The sequence below is a fragment of the Methylobacterium sp. CB376 genome (assembly GCF_029714205.1).
Lineage (GTDB): Bacteria > Pseudomonadota > Alphaproteobacteria > Rhizobiales > Beijerinckiaceae > Methylobacterium.
On record NZ_CP121648.1, the window covers coordinates 5,935,400 to 5,955,370 of the forward strand.

Annotated in this window: 20 protein-coding genes; 7 read left to right on the top strand and 13 right to left on the bottom strand. The window is 71.4% G+C overall.

The features are described from left to right. Positions 1 to 22: 22 nt before the first annotated feature. The 4 genes from aat to QA634_RS27340 form a co-directional block, all read right to left on the bottom strand. On the bottom strand, positions 23 to 709 hold the full coding sequence (aat, locus tag QA634_RS27325) for a leucyl/phenylalanyl-tRNA--protein transferase (RefSeq protein ID WP_012335125.1): 687 nt from the start codon (positions 707 to 709) through the stop codon (positions 23 to 25). Positions 710 to 848: 139 nt separating this feature from the next. Continuing rightward, positions 849 to 2,204: an acetyl-CoA carboxylase biotin carboxylase subunit gene (gene accC / locus QA634_RS27330; RefSeq protein ID WP_012335126.1), complete on the bottom strand. Its 1,356-nt coding sequence runs from the start codon at positions 2,202 to 2,204 to the stop codon at positions 849 to 851. 10 nt (positions 2,205 to 2,214) lie between these two features. Then, on the bottom strand, positions 2,215 to 2,694 hold the full coding sequence (gene accB / locus QA634_RS27335; protein WP_012335127.1) for an acetyl-CoA carboxylase biotin carboxyl carrier protein: 480 nt from the start codon (positions 2,692 to 2,694) through the stop codon (positions 2,215 to 2,217). Between the two features lie 140 nt (positions 2,695 to 2,834). Beyond that, a complete protein-coding gene (locus tag QA634_RS27340; RefSeq protein WP_012335128.1) occupies positions 2,835 to 3,608 on the bottom strand; it encodes a DsbA family protein in 774 nt (257 codons plus the stop codon). A 239-nt stretch (positions 3,609 to 3,847) separates the two neighbouring features. Here QA634_RS27340 and QA634_RS27345 point away from each other — a divergent pair, with 239 nt between their 5' ends. After that, the gene (locus tag QA634_RS27345; protein WP_012335129.1) at positions 3,848 to 5,011 is read left to right on the top strand and encodes a pyridoxal phosphate-dependent aminotransferase; all 1,164 of its coding nucleotides are present in this window, start codon (positions 3,848 to 3,850) and stop codon (positions 5,009 to 5,011) included. A 33-nt stretch (positions 5,012 to 5,044) separates the two neighbouring features. Here the strand turns inward: QA634_RS27345 and rpe are convergent, their stop codons facing one another. The 9 genes from rpe to QA634_RS27390 form a co-directional block, all read right to left on the bottom strand. Beyond that, entirely contained in the window at positions 5,045 to 5,728 is a 684-nt protein-coding gene (rpe, locus tag QA634_RS27350) for a ribulose-phosphate 3-epimerase (protein ID WP_012335130.1), read from the bottom strand. A gap of 99 nt (positions 5,729 to 5,827) precedes the next feature. Continuing rightward, complete coding sequence (gene infA / locus QA634_RS27355) at positions 5,828 to 6,106, bottom strand: translation initiation factor IF-1 (protein WP_012335131.1); 279 nt, start codon at positions 6,104 to 6,106, stop codon at positions 5,828 to 5,830. A gap of 256 nt (positions 6,107 to 6,362) precedes the next feature. Beyond that, a complete protein-coding gene (locus tag QA634_RS27360; protein ID WP_210161166.1) occupies positions 6,363 to 7,490 on the bottom strand; it encodes a branched-chain amino acid ABC transporter substrate-binding protein in 1,128 nt (375 codons plus the stop codon). Positions 7,491 to 7,632: 142 nt separating this feature from the next. Further along, complete coding sequence (locus QA634_RS27365; RefSeq protein ID WP_012335133.1) at positions 7,633 to 7,992, bottom strand: DUF6867 family protein; 360 nt, start codon at positions 7,990 to 7,992, stop codon at positions 7,633 to 7,635. After that, positions 7,992 to 8,768, bottom strand: a complete 777-nt coding sequence (locus QA634_RS27370; protein WP_012335134.1) for an ABC transporter ATP-binding protein — start codon at positions 8,766 to 8,768, stop codon at positions 7,992 to 7,994. The genes QA634_RS27365 and QA634_RS27370 overlap by 1 nt, the downstream gene beginning before the upstream one ends. Continuing rightward, positions 8,765 to 9,487 (bottom strand): LysE family translocator, encoded by a 723-nt coding sequence (locus tag QA634_RS27375; protein ID WP_012335135.1) that lies wholly within the window; start codon positions 9,485 to 9,487, stop codon positions 8,765 to 8,767. The genes QA634_RS27370 and QA634_RS27375 overlap by 4 nt, the downstream gene beginning before the upstream one ends. Continuing rightward, complete coding sequence (locus tag QA634_RS27380; protein WP_012335136.1) at positions 9,484 to 10,341, bottom strand: ABC transporter ATP-binding protein; 858 nt, start codon at positions 10,339 to 10,341, stop codon at positions 9,484 to 9,486. The genes QA634_RS27375 and QA634_RS27380 overlap by 4 nt, the downstream gene beginning before the upstream one ends. Then, on the bottom strand, positions 10,341 to 11,768 hold the full coding sequence (gene livM, locus QA634_RS27385) for a high-affinity branched-chain amino acid ABC transporter permease LivM (protein WP_012335137.1): 1,428 nt from the start codon (positions 11,766 to 11,768) through the stop codon (positions 10,341 to 10,343). Before livM ends, QA634_RS27380 begins: the two co-directional genes overlap by 1 nt. Next, a complete protein-coding gene (locus tag QA634_RS27390; RefSeq protein WP_012335138.1) occupies positions 11,768 to 12,688 on the bottom strand; it encodes a branched-chain amino acid ABC transporter permease in 921 nt (306 codons plus the stop codon). The genes livM and QA634_RS27390 overlap by 1 nt, the downstream gene beginning before the upstream one ends. Before the next feature lie 288 nt (positions 12,689 to 12,976). Between QA634_RS27390 and QA634_RS27395 the strand changes: the two genes are divergently transcribed. From QA634_RS27395 to QA634_RS27420, 6 genes are all read left to right on the top strand, one after another. Next, positions 12,977 to 13,441: a CoxG family protein gene (locus QA634_RS27395; protein WP_012335139.1), complete on the top strand. Its 465-nt coding sequence runs from the start codon at positions 12,977 to 12,979 to the stop codon at positions 13,439 to 13,441. Positions 13,442 to 13,717: 276 nt separating this feature from the next. Continuing rightward, positions 13,718 to 14,599: a DUF707 domain-containing protein gene (locus tag QA634_RS27400; RefSeq protein ID WP_012335140.1), complete on the top strand. Its 882-nt coding sequence runs from the start codon at positions 13,718 to 13,720 to the stop codon at positions 14,597 to 14,599. 175 nt (positions 14,600 to 14,774) lie between these two features. Continuing rightward, positions 14,775 to 15,884, top strand: a complete 1,110-nt coding sequence (glf, locus tag QA634_RS27405) for a UDP-galactopyranose mutase (RefSeq protein WP_012335141.1) — start codon at positions 14,775 to 14,777, stop codon at positions 15,882 to 15,884. A 227-nt stretch (positions 15,885 to 16,111) separates the two neighbouring features. Continuing rightward, positions 16,112 to 16,612: a (2Fe-2S)-binding protein gene (locus QA634_RS27410; protein ID WP_012335142.1), complete on the top strand. Its 501-nt coding sequence runs from the start codon at positions 16,112 to 16,114 to the stop codon at positions 16,610 to 16,612. 76 nt (positions 16,613 to 16,688) lie between these two features. Next, positions 16,689 to 19,058 carry a xanthine dehydrogenase family protein molybdopterin-binding subunit gene (locus tag QA634_RS27415; protein ID WP_012335143.1) on the top strand — a complete coding sequence of 790 codons (2,370 nt, stop codon included), beginning with the start codon at positions 16,689 to 16,691 and terminating at the stop codon, positions 19,056 to 19,058. A gap of 16 nt (positions 19,059 to 19,074) precedes the next feature. Continuing rightward, on the top strand, positions 19,075 to 19,878 hold the full coding sequence (locus QA634_RS27420) for an FAD binding domain-containing protein (protein WP_012335144.1): 804 nt from the start codon (positions 19,075 to 19,077) through the stop codon (positions 19,876 to 19,878). Positions 19,879 to 19,971 lie beyond the last annotated feature (93 nt).

Sequence of the window (19,971 nt, forward strand, 5' to 3'; positions counted from 1 at the left end):
TTTGTTCGGCCGAATTGCCGGATTATCCCGGCCCGGACCGTCCCGGCTCGCGGCGCGCCAGCCAGGCCACCGCCTCGGCCCCGGCGAGCGGGGCCGGGTCCCAGCGCGCCGGGTGCTCGACCGCCTCGCGCAGCAGGCGCTTGTAGACCTGCCGCGGCACCTCGACGGCGCCGAACTGCGCGAGGTGGCTGGTCACGAATTGCGCGTCGAGGAGGCGGTAGCCGTCGCGCCTGAGCCGCGCGGCGAGGTGGACGAGGGCGATCTTCGAGGCGTCCCGGGCGAAGTGGAACATGCTCTCGCCGAAGAAGGCGCCCCCGAGCGCCACCCCGTAGAGCCCCCCGACGAGGCTGCGCGGCGTGCCGGCATAGACCTCGACCGTGTGGCAGTAGCCGAGGTCGAACAACTCGCCGTAGAGGGCGCGGATGCGGCCGTTGATCCAGGTGCGGGCGCTGTCGCGCCGCGGCGCCGCGCAGGCGGCGATCACCGCGTCGAAGTCGCGGTCGACCGCGACCTCGACGGCGTCGGAGCGCACCGTGCGGGCGAGCCGGCTCGACACGTGGAACCGGTCGAGGGGCATGATGCCCCGCTCGCGCGGCTCCACCCAGTAGATCGCCGGGTCGTCGGCGTCCTCGGCCATCGGGAAGATGCCCGCCGCGTAGGCCTTGAGCAGGATCTCGGGCGTGATCTCGACGAAGACGCTGCCGTGCATCGTGGGCTTCCGGTCGAGAGGAGGGGGCATTCTCCACGGGCCGGGCGGCCCTTGCAAATGGCCGCGGGCTCCGGCCCCGCAAGCGGGGCTCCGGCCCCGCCAGCGGGGGCTCCGGCCCCGCCAGCGGGGTCCCGCCCCGTCAGGCCACGTCGAGTCCGCCGGTCCTCAGGAATTCCTCCAGCCAGTGGATGTCGTACAACCCGTTCTGGATGTCGGGGTTGCGCACCAGGGTGCGGAACAGCGGCAGGGTGGTGTCGATCCCGTCCACCACGAACTCGTCGAGCGCCCGGCGCAGGCGCATCAGGCACTCGGTGCGGGTGCGGCCGTGGACGATGAGCTTGCCGACGAGGGAATCGTAGTGGGGCGGGATCCGGTAGCCCTGGAAGGCGGCGGAATCGACCCGCACGCCGAGCCCGCCCGGCGGGTGGAAATACGTGATCGTGCCGGGGGAGGGCCGGAAGGTCGCCGGGTGCTCCGCGTTGATGCGGCACTCGATGGCGTGGCCCTCGACCCGCACGTCCTCCTGGCGCAGGGACAGGGGCGCCCCGGCGGCGACCCGGATCTGCTCGTTCACGAGGTCGATCCCGGTGATCATCTCGGTGACCGGATGCTCGACCTGGATCCGGGTGTTCATCTCGATGAAGTAGAAGGCGCCGTCCTCGTACAGGAACTCGATCGTGCCGGCGCCCGTGTAGCCGAGCTCCTGCATGGCGCGGGCGCAGATGCTGCCGATCTGCTCGCGCATCTCGGGGTTGAGGGCCGGGGAGGGGCCCTCCTCCCAGACCTTCTGGTGCCGGCGCTGCAGGGAGCAGTCGCGCTCGGCGAGGTGGATCGCGCCGCCGCGCCCGTCGCCCAGCACCTGCACCTCGATGTGGCGCGGCTTCTCCAGGTACTTCTCGATGTAGACCGCGTCGTCGCCGAAGGCGGCCTTGGCCTCGATGCGGGCGGTGGCGAGGGCCGTCTCGAGGTCCTCCTCGCTGCGCGCCACCTTCATGCCGCGCCCGCCGCCCCCGGAGGCGGCCTTGATCAGGACCGGGTAGCCGATCTCGGCCGCGACGCGCCGCGCCTCGTCGGGGTCGGACACGCCGCCCTCGGAGCCCGGCACGCAGGGGATGCCGAGCCGGGTCGCCGTGCGCTTGGCCTCGATCTTGTCGCCCATCACCCGGATGTGCTCCGCCTTCGGGCCGATGAAGGCGATGCGGTGATGGCCGAGCACCTCGGCGAAGCGGGCATTCTCGGACAGGAAGCCGTAGCCCGGATGGACCGCGTCCGCCCCGGTGATCTCGCAGGCCGCGATGATCGACGGGATGTTGAGGTAGCTGTCGCGGGCGGGCGGCGGCCCGATGCAGACGCTCTCGTCGGCGAGCCGCACGTGCATGGCGTCCGCGTCGGCGGTGGAGTGCACGGCCACGGTCGCGATGCCGAGCTCCTTGGCGGCGCGCAGGACCCGCAGTGCGATCTCGCCCCGGTTCGCGATCAGGATCTTGTCGAACATCGGGGCGCCGTCACTCGATCACCAGCAGGGGCTCGCCGAACTCCACCGGCTGGCCGTCCTCGATGAAGACCGCCGTCACGGTGCCGGCCCGCGGCGCCACGATGTCGTTGAAGGTCTTCATGGCCTCGACCAGGAGGAGGCGCGCGCCGCTCTCCACCCGGGTTCCCACCTCCACGAAGGGCTTGGCCTCCGGCGAGGGCCGCCGGTAGGCGGTGCCGACCATCGGCGAGAGCACCGCGCCCGGATGGGCCGCGAGGGCCTTCGGGTCGGGCTCCGCGGCGGCCGGGACGGAGGCGGCCGGAAGGGGCGGCGCCGCGACGGGGGCGGGCGCGACCGCGACCGGCAGGTGGGCGGTCACCGCGGCGCGCTCGCGGGCGACGCGGATGCGCAGGTCGCCCTTCTCGACCTCGATCTCGGTCAGGTCGGTCTCGGCGATCAGGGTCGCGAGCTGGCGCACCAGGTCGGGATCGAACGGATCGTGCTTGGACATGCGCTGCAATCAATGGGTTGGCGAAAGGGCGCGCGGCGACCTCGCGCGGGCTGGCCGCGCGCCGCACCGGCGGCGGCCATGGCCGCCGCGAGCGCGCTCTTAGCCGATCGGGGGGGGACGGGATAGAGCGGAAGCGCGCCTCAGCAGGTCGCGTGGCCGCACTGGCGCACGCCCGCGATGGTCTTGCGGATCGGCTCGGCGCCGACCGCGCCCGGGATGATCTCCTCGCCGATGATGAAGGCCGGCGTGCCCGAGAGCCCGAGCTTGTCGCCGAGCCCGACATTCTCCTGCAGCGCGGCCTGCACCGCGGGGGCCTGCATGTCCTTCTGCAGGCGGGCGACGTCGAGGCCCATCTCCTTGGCCAGCGCGATGGCGCGGTCGCCGTTCACGCGGCCGGGGCTCTCCAGCAGCCTGGTGTGGTACTCGAACAGCTTGTCGCCCTTGAGCTGCTGCTTGACGGCCAGCGCCACCTTGCTCGCCTCGACCGAGTCGGGACCCAGCACCGGGAAGTCCTTCAGCACCACCCTCAGCTTCGGGTCGGCCTTCATCAGGGTCTGGATGTCGCCGAGCGCCCGCTTGCAGTAGCCGCAATTGTAATCGAAGAACTCGACCAGGGTGACGTCGCCGTTCGGGTTGCCGGCGACGTAGCTCGACGCGGCATCGTGCAGGACGTCGCGGGTCTCCTTGAGGGCGCTGGCCTGGGCCTGGCGCTGCGCCTCCTGCTGGCGCTTCTCCAGCTCGGTCATCGCCTCCTGCAGGATCTCGGGATTCTTCAGCAGGTAGTCGCGGATCACGCCCTCGATGGCCTGGCGCTGCGCGTCCGTCATCGGCGCCTCGGCGCGGGACGGGGCTGCGGCGATCGCGAGCGCCCCCGTGAGGGCGAGGGCGGGCAGGAGGCGGGGGAGGGGCAGCATCATCGTCCTCGTTGGGGTCTTCGTCCTTGGGCGCCCAGCGTCCTGCGTCGGACGGCTCCGTCGCGGACTCGCTCTACTGGCGTGGTTAGGCGGTTTCGCGGCGTGCGGCAAATCACGGTCGCGTCGCCGGGCCGGCGGGCGGAGTTGCGCGGCCGCGCGCCAACGCCCTATCTGCCCGGATCGCCTCCCCGGCGCGCCCCCGGCGGCCGGTGCGGGGCGCCCCACCACCCGGACCGCCCATGCCCAGCGATTCCCTCCTCTCCCGCCGCGCCGCGCGGGTCGCCCCGTTCCTGGCCATGGACGTGCTCGCCGCCGCCGCCGTGAAGGAGCGGCGCGGCGAGGCGGTGGTGCACATGGAGGTCGGCCAGCCCTCCGCGCCCGCGCCGCGTCCCGCGATCCTGGCCGCGCAGGCCGCCCTCGCGCAGGGCCGCATCCCCTACACGGAGGCGCTCGGCATCGCCCCCCTGCGCGAGCGCATCGCCCGCCACTACGCGGAGACCTACGGGGTGTCGGTGCCGCCCGAGCGGGTCGTGGTGACCACGGGCTCCTCGGCGGGCTTCGTCCTCGCCTTCCTGGCGCTGTTCGACGCGGGCGGGCGCGTCGCCATCACGGCGCCGGGCTACCCGGCCTATCGCAGCATCCTGGAGGCCCTCGACCTCGCGCCGGTGGCGCTGCGCCTGCGGGCGGAGGACGGGTTCGTGCCGACGGCCGCCATGGTGCGGGAGGCCCACGCGGCGCAGCCCCTCTCCGGCCTCCTGGTGATGAGCCCGGCCAATCCGTCGGGCACCATGATCGACCCGGTCCACCTCGCCGAACTCGGCCGCACCTGCCGGGCGCTCGGCCTCGCCTTCGTGTCCGACGAGATCTACCACGGCCTCACCTACGGGGTCCCGGCCGCGACCGCGCTCCGGAGCGACCCGGACGCGGTGATCATCAATTCCTTCTCGAAGTATTATTGCATGACCGGCTGGCGGATCGGCTGGATGGTGGTGCCGGACGCCCTGGTGCGGCCGATCGAGCGGCTGGCGCAGAACCTCTACATCTCGGCGCCCTACCTGTCGCAGGTGGCGGCGCTCGCGGCCTTCGACGCCACCGAGGAGCTGGAGGCGGTCAAGGCCGACTACGCCCGGGCGCGGGCGCTCCTCCTCAACGAGCTGCCCGGCCTCGGCCTCGGCGACGCGCATCCGGCGGACGGCGCCTTCTACCTCTACGCGGACGTGGCGCGGCTCACCAACGATGCCGGCGCCTTCTGCCGCCGCATGCTCGACCAAGCGGGCGTCGCCGCCACCCCGGGGCTCGACTTCGATCCCGCCGAGGGCCACCACTACCTGCGCTTCTCCTTCGCGGGCGGGGAGCGGGAGGCGCACGAGGCGGTGCGGCGGCTGCGGGCCTGGCTCGCCTGAGGGGCCCGGAGGCCCTCCCGCCCGGGACCGCCCTCAGACCCAGGCGCCGCGCGCGTCCTCCGCCGCCCCGCGGATGGCCGCGATGTTGGCCGCGTAGGCGTCGCGCCCGCCCCGGAAGGTGGCGGACCCCGCCACCAGGGCGTTGGCGCCCGCCCGCACGACGGCCGGCGCCGTCTCGGCCGTGACCCCGCCGTCGACCTCGATGTCGATCGCCCGCCCGCCCGCCATGGCGCGCACCCGCGCCACGGTCTCGCAGACCGAGCCGATGAAGCTCTGGCCGCCGAAGCCCGGATTGACGGTCATGCACAGGACGAGGTCGGCCAAGTCGAGGAGCGGCTCGACCAGGCTCGCCGGCGAGCCGGGGTTGATCGCCACGCCCGCCCGCTTGCCGAGCGCGCGGATCGTCTGGAGGGAGCGGTGAATGTGCGGCCCCGCCTCGGCATGGACCGTGATCGTGTCGGCGCCGGCCCCGGCGAAGGCTTCGAGGTAGGGATCGGCCGGGGCGATCATCAGGTGGACGTCGAAGGGCGCCCGCGTGTGCGGGCGCAGGGCCCGGACCACGTCCGGGCCGATCGTGATGTTGGGCACGAAGTGGCCGTCCATCACGTCGACGTGGATCCAGTCGGCCCCGGCCGCGACGACGTCGCGGATCTCCTCGCCGAGCCGGGCGAAATCGGCCGAGAGGATCGACGGGGCGATCACGAGGGGGCGGGTCATGGCGGAACCTCCGGCAGGGCCTCCCGAACGCCGAAAGGCCAGGGTCTCGGACAACCCCGGCTCGGCCGATCGCGGTGGAGGGGAACGGGCGTCGGCGCCTCAGCGCCGGCGGAACTGGCTGCCGCCGCGGAAGGGCGGGCGCGGGCCGGAGGAGCGCTCGTCCTTGTGGCGGAACACGAGGCGGCCCTTCTCCAGGTCGTAGGGCGACATCTCGACGGTGACGCGGTCGCCGGCCAGAGTCTTGATGCGGTTCTTCTTCATCTTGCCGGCCGTGTAGGCCACGATCTCGTGACCCTGGTCGAGCTGCACGCGGTAGCGCGCGTCCGGCAGGATCTCCAGCACGAGACCCTCGAACTGCATCAACTCTTCCTTCGCCATCCACACTCTCCGCCCGGCAGCCGTCGCGGGCGGCGTCCCGGGATGCGTATCGATCCAATCCAGCGCGAGCGGTCGAGGCTTAAGGAGCACGGCGGGAGGGCCCGGGGGCTTTGAGTCCGTCGAACGCGAGAGTGCATGTAAGGTCGGCCGGAGGACGGCGCAAGCCGCACCGGTGGCGAAGTCCACCGATCGTGAGAAAATGGAGCCCGGCGCCGCGGGGCGCCGGGCTCGCTGGCCGGGCCGGAGCCGCCCCTGCTTACTGGGTCAGCTCGTTGCCGGTGTAGTCGATCCGGCCGTCGGCGGCCTTCTTCCAGACGTACATGACGTAGTCGGGACGGGTGATGTCGCCCTTCTTGTCGTAGGCGATGTCGCCGATCACGGTCTTGAACGGCTTGCCGGAATGCATGATCTCGGCGACCTTCTTGCTGTCGGTCGACTTCGCCTCCTCCATGGCGGCCTTCAGGATCTGGAAGGCGGCGTAGGAGTAGAGGGTGTAGGCCTCCGGATCGATGTTCTTGGCCTTGAAGGCCGCGACCACGTCCTTGGCGTTGGGGTTCTTGCGCGCGTCGGGCGAGAAGGTCATCAGGGTGCCGTCCGCGCCGGGCCCGGCGATCTGGGCGAATTCCTTGTCGGTGATGCCGTCACCGCTCATCAGCGGGACGTTGAGGCCTTGGTCGTGCATCTGGCGCACGATCAGGCCGGCCTCGGGATGCAGGCCGCCGAAATAGACCACGTCGGTCTTGGCCTGCTTCAACTTCGACACCAGGGCCGAGTAGTCCTTCTCGCCCGGGTTGATGCCCTCGAACAGCACGTCCTTGCCGCCCTTGGCCTTGAGGGCCTTGAGGGTCTCGTCGGCGAGCCCGCGGCCGTAGGGCGTCTTGTCGTGCACGAAGGCGACGTTCTTGCCCTTGAAGTGGCTGGCCAGGTAGGCGCCCGCCACCGCGCCCTGCTGGTCGTCGCGGCCGCAGGTCCGGAACGTGTTCCAGAGCTTGCGATCGGTGAATTTCGGGTTGGTCGAGGCCGGGGTGATCTGGACGATGCCGGATTCCGCGTAGACCTCCGAGGCCGGGATCGAGACGCCGGAGTTGAAGTGGCCCACGACCGCCTTCACGCCCTCGGCGGCGAACTTGTTGGCGACCGAGACGCCCTGCTTGGGATCGGAGGCGTCGTCGCCGTCGACCAGCACGATCTTCTGGCCCAGGATGCCGCCCGCCTTGTTGATGTCCTCCACGGCCTGGACGGCGCCGTTCTTGAGCTGGGCCCCGAAGGCCGCGTTGGCGCCCGTGATGGGACCCGCGACCGCGATCTTGATCTGCGCCTGGGCCGAGCCCGCGAAGGCGAGACCGGCGGCCACAACGAGGCCGGGCAACAGCATGCGTTTCATCGTGGACTCCTCTGGATCGGACCTGTCCGCGTCTTGGGCCGTCTCGGCTTGGGCCGTTTCGGCGCGAGCCGAGCCGGTTCGGGCCGTCTCGGCCGGTGAACCGGGGGCGATCCCCGGACCTCGTGCGCGCGGGCGGGGCGGCTCATGCCCCCGCGCCCGGCTTCTCGCGCCAGCTCAGGGGGCCGGTGCGCTCGTAGAGCCAGCGATACTGGGTCGTCATCTGCCGGGCGCGGGTGGCGCGGTAGCCGGCCGAGCCGACGACCAGCAGCACGAGCGTGTCCACCGCGTAGTAGTGCGGCGACAGGAGCGTGCCCTCGAACAGGGCGAAGTGGATGAAGCGCACCGCGGCGCCGAGGAGCAGGAGCCCCAGCACCGCCTGCCAGTAGGGCCGCCAGCCGAGGGCGATGCCCCGCGCCAGCATCCAGGCGGCCCAGCCGCCCATCAGCACCGTGACGAGCAGGAAGAGCCAGACCGTGCTCTCCTCGTAGAGGATGCCCTGCATCAGTGCCGGCCCCCCTCGAGATAGGCCGCCTTCACGGAAGGATCGTTCAGGAGGTCCTGGCCGGTGCCGCTCATCGTGATGGTCCCGGTCACCATGACGTAGCCGCGATGGGCGAGCTTCAGCGCGTGGTAGGCGTTCTGCTCGACCAGGAACACGGTCATGCCGTCGCGCTCGTTGAGATCCTTGATGACCGAGAAGATCTGCTTGACGATGAGCGGGGCCAGCCCGAGCGAGGGCTCGTCGAGCAGCAGCAGCCGCGGCCGGCTCATCAGCGCGCGGGCGATGGCGAGCATCTGCTGCTCGCCCCCCGACATGGTGCCGCCGCGCTGGTGCAGGCGCTCCTTCAGGCGCGGGAAGAGGGCGCAGACCCGCTCCAGGTCCTGCGCGAAATGGGCGCCGCCATTCACCGCCGCGCCCATCTGCAGGTTCTCGTAGACGGTCATGCGCGGGAAGATGCGCCGGCCCTCGGGCGATTGCGCGAGGTTGAGGCGGGCGATCTCGTGGGTCGGCATCCGCGTGATGTCCTGGCCCGCATAGGTGATCGTGCCCTCGCGCGCCCGCGGATTGCCGAAGATCGTCATCATCAGGGTGGACTTGCCGGCCCCGTTCGCCCCGATCAGCGTGACGATCTCGCCCTCGGCGACGTCGAGGTCGACGCCCTTGAGCGCGATGATGTTGCCGTAATAGGTCTTCACGCCCCGCACGCTGAGCAGGGTCGGGCGGGCGCCGGCCACCCGGGCGCGCAGGTCGTGCTTGCGCAGGGGCTCGGCGGTCATGGCGTCGCCCTCGCGGCGGCGAGCCCCGCACCGATGAGCAGGCCGCCGCCGACCCGGTGGAACAGGCGCACCCGCGCGGGGGCGGCGAAGAGCCCGCGCGCCCGCGCCGCCAGCAGGGCGTAGCCGAGCGCGTTGAGGAAGGCGAGGACGACGAAGATCGTCTCGAAGGCCGCCATCTGGGTCAAGAGGTCCCCTCGCGGATCGAGGAACTGGGGCAGGAAGGCGATGAAGAAGGTCAGGCTCTTCGGGTTGAGCGCGGTCACCAGCCAGGCATGGGCCGCCATCCTGGCGGGCGGCACCGCCGCCCGCCCCGGCGACACCGCCGCCCGCACCGGCGGCACCGCCGCCCGCCCCGGCGACACCGCCGCCCGCACCGGCGGCACCGCCGCCCGCACCGGCGACACCGCCGCCCGCACCGGCGGCGCGTCGAGGCGCCCGCCGGCCCGCCACAGCCGCACCCCGAGCCAGATCAGGTAGGCGGCCCCGAGCCACTTCAGCGCCGTGAACAGGGTCGCGGAGGCGGCCAGCAGGGCGCCGAGGCCCAGCATCGACAGGGTCATGGCGGTGAGGTCGCCGAGGGCGACCCCGGTCGCGGCCGGCAGGGCCACCCGCATCCCCCCGCCGAGCGCGTAGGAGACGACGAGCAGGATGGTCGGGCCGGGGATCGCCAGCAGGATCGCGGAGGCCGCCGCGAAGCCCGCCAGGGTCTCGAGCGTCATACGCCCACCTCCGCCTCGACCGCCTCGACCTCCTCGTCCTCGACGCCCAGATAGGCGGCGATGACGCTCTGGTCGCTCTGCACCTCGGCCGGGGTGCCGTCCGCGATCTTGGTGCCGTAATCGAGCACCACGACGTGGTCGGAGATCTCCATCACCACCGACATGTCGTGCTCGATCAGGAGCACCGAGGTGTCGTACTCGTCCCGGATCGCCCGCAGGAGGCCGTTGAGCTCGAGCGACTCGCGCGGGTTGAGCCCGGCGGCGGGCTCGTCGAGGCAGAGCAGGACCGGGTCCGTGCACATCGCCCGGGCGATCTCCAGCCGGCGCTGGTCGCCGTAGGGGAGGTCGCCCGCCGGGTCGTCCGCCCGGTGCAGGAGGTTGATGCGGGTCAGCCACTCCACCGCCCGCGCCACCGCCGCCGCCTGGGCCGCGCGGTAGACCGGCAGCCCGAGCAGGCCCGCGATCGAGAAGCCCGAGGCCCGCATCAGCCGGTTGTGCTGGGCGACGAGCAGGTTCTCCAGCACCGTCATGCCGGTGAACAGGCGGATGTTCTGGAAGGTGCGGGCGACCCGCGCCCGGCGGTTGACCGCGTAGCCGGGCAGGCGCTCCAGCAGGTCCTTCGACCCGTCCCGGTGGCGCAGGGTGATCATGCCCTCGGTCGGCTTGTAGAAGCCGGTGATGCAGTTGAACACGGTGGTCTTGCCGGCGCCGTTCGGGCCGATCAGGCCGGTGATGTCGCCGCGCCCGACCACGAAGGAGAGGTCGTTGACGGCGACGAGGCCGCCGAAGCGCATGGTCAGGTGCTCGACCGTGAGCACCGGGTCGGCGAGGCGGGGGGAGGCGAGGGCGGACATCAGCCGTGCCCCTCCTTCACGAGGGAGCCCGCGATGGCCTTTCGCTCCTTCAGCACCACGGAGGGCGCCCGCTCCGAGATCAGGCCGCGCGGCCGCCAGATCATCATCAGCACCATGGCGAGGCCGAACAGCAGCAGGCGGTACTCGCTCGGGTCGAAGCCCTCGCCGAACACGGCCTTGAGGAAGCCGAGGTTGCGCAGCAATTCGGGCCCCGCCACCATCGCCACGGCCGCGATGGCCACGCCGATCTGCGAGCCCATCCCGCCCAGCACCACGATGGCGAGGATGATGGCGCTCTCCAGGAAGTTGAAGCTCTCGGGGCTCACGAAGCCCTGCCGCACCGCGAAGAACGAGCCCGCGAAGCCGCCGAACATCGCCCCGAGCGCGAAGGCGGTGAGCTTGGTGTTGGTGGTGTTGATGCCCAGCGAGCGGCAGGCGATCTCGTCCTCCCGCAGGGCCTCCCAGGCCCGGCCGAGGGGCAGGCGGCGCATGCGCAGCGTCACCCCGTTGGTGAGGAGCGCGAGCGCCAGGATCAGGTAGTAGAGGAACACCACCCGGTGCATCGGGCTGAAGGCGATCCCGAGCGTCGCGGCGAAGCCGTCCTCGTCCGCCGAGAAGGGCAGCCCGAAGAACGTGACCCGCGGGATCGACGAGATGCCGGCGGCGCCGCCCGAAAAGTCCGTCCAGTTGATCAGGACGAGGCGGATAATCTCCCCGAAGGCGAGGGTCACGATGGCGAGGTAGTCGCCGCGCAGCCGCAGCACCGGGAAGCCGAGCAGCATGCCCCAGCAGGCGGCGAGCAGGCCGGCCAGCGGCAGGCAGATCCAGAAGGAGAAGCCGAAGGTCGTCGAGAGCAGGGCGTAGGTGTAGGCGCCCACCGCGTAGAAGGCGACGTAGCCGAGGTCGAGCAGCCCGGCGAGCCCCACCACGATGTTGAGCCCCCAGCCCAGCATCACGTAGGTGAGCACCAGGATGGCGAGGTCGATCCAGTAGCGCGATTCGTTGAGCCCGCCGGTGCCGAGCACCGCCAGGAGCGGCAGCGCCAGGGCGACGCCCAGGAAGGCCGGCAGGGCGAGGCCCCTGATCCTCTGGGCGGCGTTCGGGGCCGCGCCGACCGCCTCGGTCGCCTGCCGGGGCGAGGGCGTGAGCGCCCGGCGGGCCTCGCGGTTGGCGAGCACGACCCGCTGGGCGATGCGCCCGACGAAGACGAGGCCGCACAGGAGCGCCACCAGGCCCCAGCGGGGCGTCAGGTAGAGGCCGCCGGTCTCGCCGCCGAGCGCGGTGCGGTAGCTGACCACCGGCACGCAGAGGCCGAGGGTCACGAGGGCGAACAGGGCCGCATCCTTGACGATGCCGGCCACGTCGAGGCCGGGGCGGGCGGCGCCGGAGCCGGCCGCCAGGGCGGGAGCGGGGGCGGGGGCGCTCATCAGACCTTCTCGACCTCGGGCCGTCCGAGGATGCCGGAGGGCATGAAGATGAGCACGATGGCGAGGATCGAGAAAGCCGCCACGTCCTTGTACTCGATCGAGAAGTAGGCCGACCAGAAGGTCTCGATGAGCCCGATGATCAGCCCGCCCAGAACCGCCCCCGGCAGGCTGCCGATGCCGCCGAGCACCGCGGCCGTGAAGGCCTTCACGCCGGGCACGAACCCGTCCGAGAAGGACAGGACCCCGTAATAGAGCAGGTACATGGTCCCGGCGACCGCCGCGAGCGCCGCCCCGAGCACGAAGGTGAGCGAGATGGTGCGGTCGACGTCGATGCCGAGGAGCGAGGCCATCTTGCGGTCCTGCTCGCAGGCGCGCTGGGCGCGCCCGAGGGACGTGTGCTGCACGAGGTACCAGAAGCCGGCGAGCAGGATCGCGGTCACCGCCATGATCAGGATCTGCTTGTAGGAGAGGGCGACCGCGTAGCCGTTCTCGCCCGTCCACAGCACGATCACGTCGCGCAGCATCGGGGGGGTCGGCTTGTTGCGCGCACCCTGCACCACCTGCACGAAGTTCGACAGGAAGATCGAGACGCCGATGGCCGAGATCAGGGGGGCGAGGCGGAACGAGCCGCGCAGGGGCTGGTAGGCGATCCGCTCGATCGCCCAGCCCCACAGGGCGGTGAGCGCCATCGCGACGATCATCACCAGGATGAGGGCCACCACCACCGACCCGATGCCGAGCACCGTGGTCAGGAGCAGGAAGGCGATCAGCGCGATGAAGGCCGAGAGCATGAACACGTCGCCGTGCGCGAAGTTGATCATGCCGATGATGCCGAAGACCATCGTGTAGCCGATGGCGATGAGGCCGTAGATGGACCCCAGCGTCAGCCCGTTGATGAGCTGCTGCGCGAACACCTCCATGCGGATGCGATCTCCAACCCGGACCCGCGGACCTTGCGCGTCGCGGCCCTGCCTTCCGAGAGCCCGCCCCCGATGTCCGGGTGACGGGCGGTCCTTGGCAAAATCCTTAGCAAGCGCCGCACCACTCCACAATCGGGCGGAGGCGGGCGCGGGATCGGGAGCCGTCGGGGCACCGGCTCGCGGCACCGGCTTGCGGCGCCGGCTTGCGGTGCTGGCTTGCGGTGCTGGCTTGGGCGCGGGGGCTTCGCTATCGTCGGGCGAGAACGGAACCCCGGGGGAACGCGCGCGATGGCGATGACGATGAGCGGCGAGGTGGTGCTGCCCGCCGACCAGCGGACGGTGTGGGAGAAGCTCAACGACCCCGAGGTCCTGCGGCGCTGCATCCCGGGCTGCGAGAGCCTCGAGAAGGTTGGGGAGAACGAGCTGCAGGCCTCCGCCAAGGTCGCGGTCGGCCCCGTCAAGGCGACCTTCAAGGGCCGGGTGACGCTCTCGGACATCGACGCGCCGAACGGATACCGCATCTCCGGCGAGGGCCAGGGCGGGGTGGCGGGCTTCGCCAAGGGCGGCGCCTCGGTGCGCCTCGAAACCGTCGAGGGCGGCCAGACCAAGATGACCTACGACGTCGATGCCAGCGTGGGCGGCAAGATCGCCCAGCTCGGCGGCCGCCTGATCAACGGCGTGGCCAAGAAGTACGCGGACGGCTTCTTCGAGACCTTCGCCAAGGAGGTGCAGGGCGGGCAGGCCTCCGGCTGAGGCGAGGCGGTCCCGAACGCGGGGGCGGCCGGCGGGCGGGCCGGAACGAGGCCCGCCGCGGGGCCGGGCGCGCCCCGGGACCGCGGCAACGCGCGAGGGCGGCGGCGCGGCGCGCCCGGGCCGCTCCCCCTTGAAATTCGCCGGCGACACCGGCGGGCCCGGTTTGAGGCGAGGCGCCGCAGGGTGGTCCGATTGCCGAAACCTGCGCCGTCAGCCTATTTCTGACGCAGAGTTAGCGGGCGTCGATCCGGGCATCGCTGCCGATCCGAGAGGGCCATGCCGAGAAATCTGGTGATCGTGAGGGCCGGGGATCGCTCGGCTCATCCGGAATGGCTGCGCGACCCCCATCGCAACTGGGATCTGGCGATCAGCTATTACGGTGCCGATCCCGAGCAGCTCGGACATGAATTCGTCTTCAAACACGTCATGCCGGGATCGAAGTTCACGGCGGTCGCCGCATTACTTTCAGAATACAGGGACACGGTCTATTCATACGAACGCATCGTCTTGGCAGACGACGACATTCAGACCGATACCGCCACACTCAACCGCTTCTTCGAGATTACGGAGGAGTACGGGCTCGAACTCAGCCAACCGGCGCTGCATGAGGACAGCTTCTTCAGCCACGCCGTCACCTTGCGCAACCCGCTCTTCAAACTCAGATTCTCGAACTTCGTCGAGATCATGTTGCCGTGCTTCGCGAGAGATTTGCTCCGCACGGTGGAAAGGTCATTCGGAGAGAACCGCAGCGGCTGGGGACTCGATTTTCTCTGGCCGCGGCTGGTCTCCGCGCGGGACAGGATCGCGATCGTGGACGAGACGCCGGTCCTCCACGACCGGCCGGTCGGCGGTCCGATGCACGGCTACTTCGCCGCGCAGGGCATCGACCCGCTGGCGGACCGGAACGGCGTCCTCGCGAAATACGCCTTCCGGCAGGGGCCGGCCGTCGCCACGGGGGGCATCGGCACCGACGGCGCCGAGTACGGGCTGGACGGGCCGTCGCGCGACGCCTTCATCGCGCGCCTGCTGGCGGGATACGCGCAGGTCCGGCCGAGGCAGGAGGTGAGCTTCGACCAGCTGGTCCGGGACAGCCTGCGACCCGCGCCGGAGCCGGGCCGAGGGGCGGGCGCGGCCGCGCCCGGCGGCTCCCCGGCGTAGCGGGGGCGGACGGATCCGCCGACGCGGCGCGGCCCAGGCCTCCCCGGGCGGCGCGATGCCGGCTCGCCGCCGGCCTCGCGGCAGGAACGAGAACCGGGCGCGGCCCTCGTTCCGCGCGACTGCCCGCCGGCCCGGCCGGGCGATCGGACAGGGGCGGATCGACCGGAGCATGGTCATGGTGGATTGGTTGATCGTCGGAGCCGGCTTCGTCGGGGCGGTGGCGGCGGAGCACCTCGCGCGCGTGCACGGCCAGACGGTCCTCGTGATCGACCGCAGGGATCACGTCGCCGGAAACGCGCACGATGCCCGCAACGAGGACGGGATCCTGCACCACCGCTACGGGCCGCACATCTTCCACACCAACGCGCCGCGGATCGCGGATTACCTCTCGGGCTTCACGGAGTGGCGGGATTACGAGCACCGCGCGGTCGCGCTGATCGAGAACCGGCTCGTCCCCATCCCGTTCAACTTCACCTCGCTCGACATCGTGTTTCCGGCCGGCAAGGCGGCCCGGATCAAACAGAGGATGATCGAGCGGTACGGTTTCGGAGCCAACACGACGATCCTCGCGCTCAGATCCGAGCAGGACGGGCTGCTGAGGGAATGCGCGGACTACGTGTATGAGTACGTCTTCCTCGGCTACACCAGCAAGCAATGGGGGTTGCGGCCGGACGAGATCGACGCGTCGGTCACCAATAGGGTGCCGGTCCGGGTGTCGTACGACGATCGCTACTTCCAGGACAGTTTCCAGAAGATGCCCCGCGCCGGGTACACCAGGATGTTCGAGCGCATGCTCGCGTCGCGCCTGATCGAGGTCAGCCTGGCAACCGAGTGGCGGGACGTCAGAGATCGCGTTCGTTACAAGAATGTTCTCTTCACCGGCGCGATCGACGAATTCTTCGATTATCGCCTCGGCGTCCTGCCCTACCGGAGTCTCGAATTCGAGATGCAGGTCTACGATCAGCCGCTGCACCAGCCGGTCGCGCAGGTCAACTACCCGAACGGCGAGCGCTTCACGCGCATCACGGAGATGAAGCACCTGACCGGGGAGAGCGGCCCGAGAACGATGGCGGCGATCGAGTACCCGATCCCGCATCGCCCCGGCGAGACGGTTCCGTACTACCCGATCCCGCGGGCCGACAACGAGGCGCTGCACAGGGAGTACGTGCTGCTGAACCGCGCCAAGACCGTTCACTTTGCCGGGCGGCTGGCGGATTACAGGTATTACAACATGGACCAGGCGGTCGGGCGGGCGATCTCCCTGGTGAGCAAGCTGCGCGGATGACGCCGCGGACGCGGGCGGCGCGGCCGCGCGCCGATCCCGCCCCCGCCGGCACAAACCGCGCCATTTGGCACCCGAGAGTCCCCCAAAGCCCGCCTTGACCGCCCGCCGCGGCCGGTTGACACTCGTTTTCGAACGATTCCGAACCAAGAGGGTGGCCGGCCCGGGCGCCCGGCGCGAAGGATCCGCCGCAAGGGTCCGGCGGGCAGGCCGACGAGGAGGAAAGCACCATGAGCTCCGTCAGCCTGACGGTGAACGGCAAGGCCGTGACCGCCGAGATCGAGCCGCGCACGCTGCTCGTCCAGTTTGTCCGGGACACGCTGCGCCTCACCGGCACCCATGTGGGCTGCGACACCAGCCAGTGCGGCGCCTGCGTGGTGCATCTCGACGGGCAGGCCGTGAAGGCCTGCACCGTGCTGGCGGTCCAGGCCGACGGCCGGCAGGTCACCACGATCGAGGGGCTGGCCGAGCCCGGCGGCGCCCTCCACCCGATGCAGGCGGCCTTCCGCGAGCATCACGGCCTCCAGTGCGGCTACTGCACGCCCGGGATGATCATGACGGCGGTCGACCTCGTGCGGCGCAAGGGCCACGCCCTCGACGAGGCCACGATCCGGCACGAGCTCGAGGGCAACCTGTGCCGCTGCACGGGCTACCACAACATCGTCAAGGCGATCGCGGCCGGCGCGGCCGCGATGGGCGGCGAGCCGCCCCTGCGGCAGGCCGCCGAGTAGCGCGCGGGGTTCACCGGCCCGCCAGAGGCCCGGGGACCCGCGAGGGACGCCATCGACGAGGGACGGGAGAGGGAACATGACCGCGAGCGGCATCGGCGCCCCCGTGCGCCGCAAGGAGGACCAGCGCTTCATCACCGGCAAGGGCCGCTACGTCGACGATCTCAACCGGCCGGGCCAGGCCTACGCCTATTTCCTGCGCTCGCCCCACGCCCACGCGGAGATCCGCGGCATCGACGCCGCCGCGGCCCGGGCGATGCCGGGGGTGATCGGCGTGTTCACCGGCGAGGACCTGGCGGCCGACAAGGTCGGCGGCCTGATCTGCGGCTGGATGATCCACTCCAAGGACGGCAGCCCGATGCGGGCCGGGCCGCACCCGGCCCTGGCCCAGGGCAAGGTGCGCTACGTGGGCGACCACGTCGCCTTGGTGGTGGCCGAGACCCTGGCCGCCGCCCGCGACGCGGCCGAGGCGATCAGCGTCGACTACGCGGTGCTGCCCGCGGTGGTCGAGACCGCCCGGGCGCGGGGCGCGGAGGTCGCCGTGCACGATGTCGCCCCCGACAACGTGGTGTTCAGCTGGCACCTCGGCAGCCGGGAGAGCGTCGAGGCCGCCTTCGCTCGGGCCAGGCACGTCACCAGCCTCGACATCGTCAACAACCGCCTGGTGCCCAATCCGATCGAGCCGCGCGCCGCGATCGGCGAGTACGACGAGGCCGAGGAGGCCTTCACCCTCTACACGACGAGCCAGAACCCCCACGTCGCCCGGCTCGTCCTCTCGGCCTTCATCGGCATCGCGCCCGAGAACAAGCTGCGGGTGGTGGCGCCCGACGTCGGCGGCGGCTTCGGCTCCAAGATCTTCATCTACGCCGAGGAGACGGTCTGCGTCTGGGCCGCCAGGAAGGTCGGCCGGCCGGTGAAGTGGACGAGCGACCGCACCGAGGCCTTCCTGGCCGACGCGCATGGGCGCGACCACGTCACCCGGGCGGAGCTCGCCCTCGACGAGAACGGCCGCATCCTCGGCCTGCGGGTCCACACCACGGCCAATCTCGGCGCCTACCTGTCGACCTTCGCCTCCTCGGTCCCGACCTACCTGTACGCGCCGCTCCTGTCGGGCCAGTACAACATCCCGGCGATCTACTGCGAGGTCGACGGCGTCTACACCAACACCGCGCCGGTCGACGCCTACCGGGGAGCCGGCCGGCCGGAGGCGACCTTCGTGATCGAGCGCCTCGTCGAGGTCGCGGCCCGGCAGATCGGGCAGGACCCGGCCCGCTTCCGGCGCCGCAACTACATCAAGAGTTTCCCGCACCAGACGCCGGTCATCATGACCTACGACGTCGGGGATTACGTCGCCTCCCTCGACAAGGCGCTGGAGGCCGCCGACTACCAGCACTTCCCGCGGCGGCGCCGCGAGAGCGCGCGGCGCGGCAAGCTGCGCGGCATCGGCTTCTCCTCCTACATCGAGGCCTGCGGCATCGCGCCCTCGCAGGCGGTGGGGGCGCTGGGGGCGGGCGTCGGCCTGTGGGAATCCGCCGAGGTGCGGGTGAACCCGACCGGCTCGATCGAGGTGCTGACCGGCTCGCACAGCCACGGCCAGGGCCACGAGACCACCTTCGCGCAGCTCGTCAGCGACCGGCTCGGCGTGCCGATCGAGAGCGTCAGCATCGTGCACGGCGACACCGACAAGGTGCAGTTCGGCATGGGCACCTACGGCTCCCGCTCGGGGGCGGTCGGGATGTCGGCCATCGCCAAGGCCCTCGACAAGGTGGTCGCCAAGGGCCGCAAGGTCGCGGCCTTCGCCCTGGAGGCCGCCGAGGGCGACATCGAGTTCAGGGACGGCCGCTTCGCCGTGGCCGGCACCGACCGCTCCCTGAGCTTCGGCGAGGTGGCGCTGCAGGCCTACGTTGCCCACAAGTTCAGCGGCGCCGAGCTGGAGCCCGGCCTCAAGGAGGGCGCCTTCTACGACCCGACCAACTTCACCTTCCCGGCCGGGGTCCACGTCTGCGAGGTCGAGGTCGATCCCGAGACCGGCCAGGTCACGATCGAGCGCTTCACCGCGGTCGACGATTTCGGCAACGTCATCAACCCGATGATCGTCGAGGGCCAGGTCCATGGCGGCATCGCGCAGGGCGTCGGCCAGGCCCTGTTCGAGGGCGCCGTCTACGACGCGGACGGCCAGCTCGTCACCGCGAGCTTCATGGATTACCGCATGCCCCGGGCCGCCGACCTGCCCTCCTTCGCGGTCGGGATGACCGTGACGCCCTGCCCGTCCAACCCGCTCGGCATCAAGGGCTGCGGCGAGGCCGGCGCCATCGCGGCGCCCGCCGCCGTGATCAACGCCCTGACCGACGCCCTCGGGCACGAGAACATCGCCATGCCGGCGACCCCGCTGGCGGTCTGGCGCGCCGCGCAGGCCGCCCGCCAGCCCGAACCCGTCGCCGCCGAGTGAACCGGGAGCCCGCCCCATGTACGCCTTCGAGTATCACCGCCCCGCGAGCCTCAAGGAGGCGGTCTCCCTGCTGACCCGGCAGGAGGACGCCAAGCTCGTGGCCGGCGGCCACACCCTGATCCCGACGATGAAGCAGCGGCTCGCCGCGCCCGGCCACCTGATCGATCTCGGGGCCATCCCCGACCTCGCCGGGATCGAGCGCACGCCCCGCGCGGTCACGATCGGCGCCATGACGACCCACGGCGCCGTCGCGGACTCGCCCGAGCTGCGGGAGGCGATCCCCGCGCTGGCCGAACTCGCCGGCCTGATCGGCGACCCGGCGGTGCGCCACCGCGGCACGATCGGCGGCTCGATCGCCAACAACGATCCCTCGGCCGACTACCCGGCCGCCTGCCTCGCGCTCGGCGCCACGATCATCACCAACACGCGGCGCATCCCGGCCGAGGAGTATTTCCGCGGACTGTTCGAGACCGCCCTGCAGGAGGGGGAGATCGTCACCGCGATCTCCTTCCCGATCCCCCACAAGGCGGCCTACGAGAAGTTCCGCAACCCGGCCTCCCGCTACGCCCTGGTCGGCGTCTTCGTGGCCAAGCGCCCGAGCGACATCCGCGTCGCCGTCACCGGGGCGGGCGCGAACGGGGTCTTCCGCTGGCGGGAGGCCGAGGAGGCCCTGGCCAAGCGCTTCTCGGCCAAGTCCCTCGACGGGCTCAAGGCCTCGCCGGACGACCTGATCGGCGACCTCCACGCGGATGCCGCGTACCGGGCGCACCTGATCGGCGTCATGGCGCGCCGGGCCGTGCAGGCCGCGACGGACCGGTGAGGGGACGCGCCCCGCCGGGCGGGCCGCGTGAGCCCTGTCCGGCAGGACCGCGCATGGGCGGCGGATCGATCGGTTCGGGGGTGAGTCGCGCCG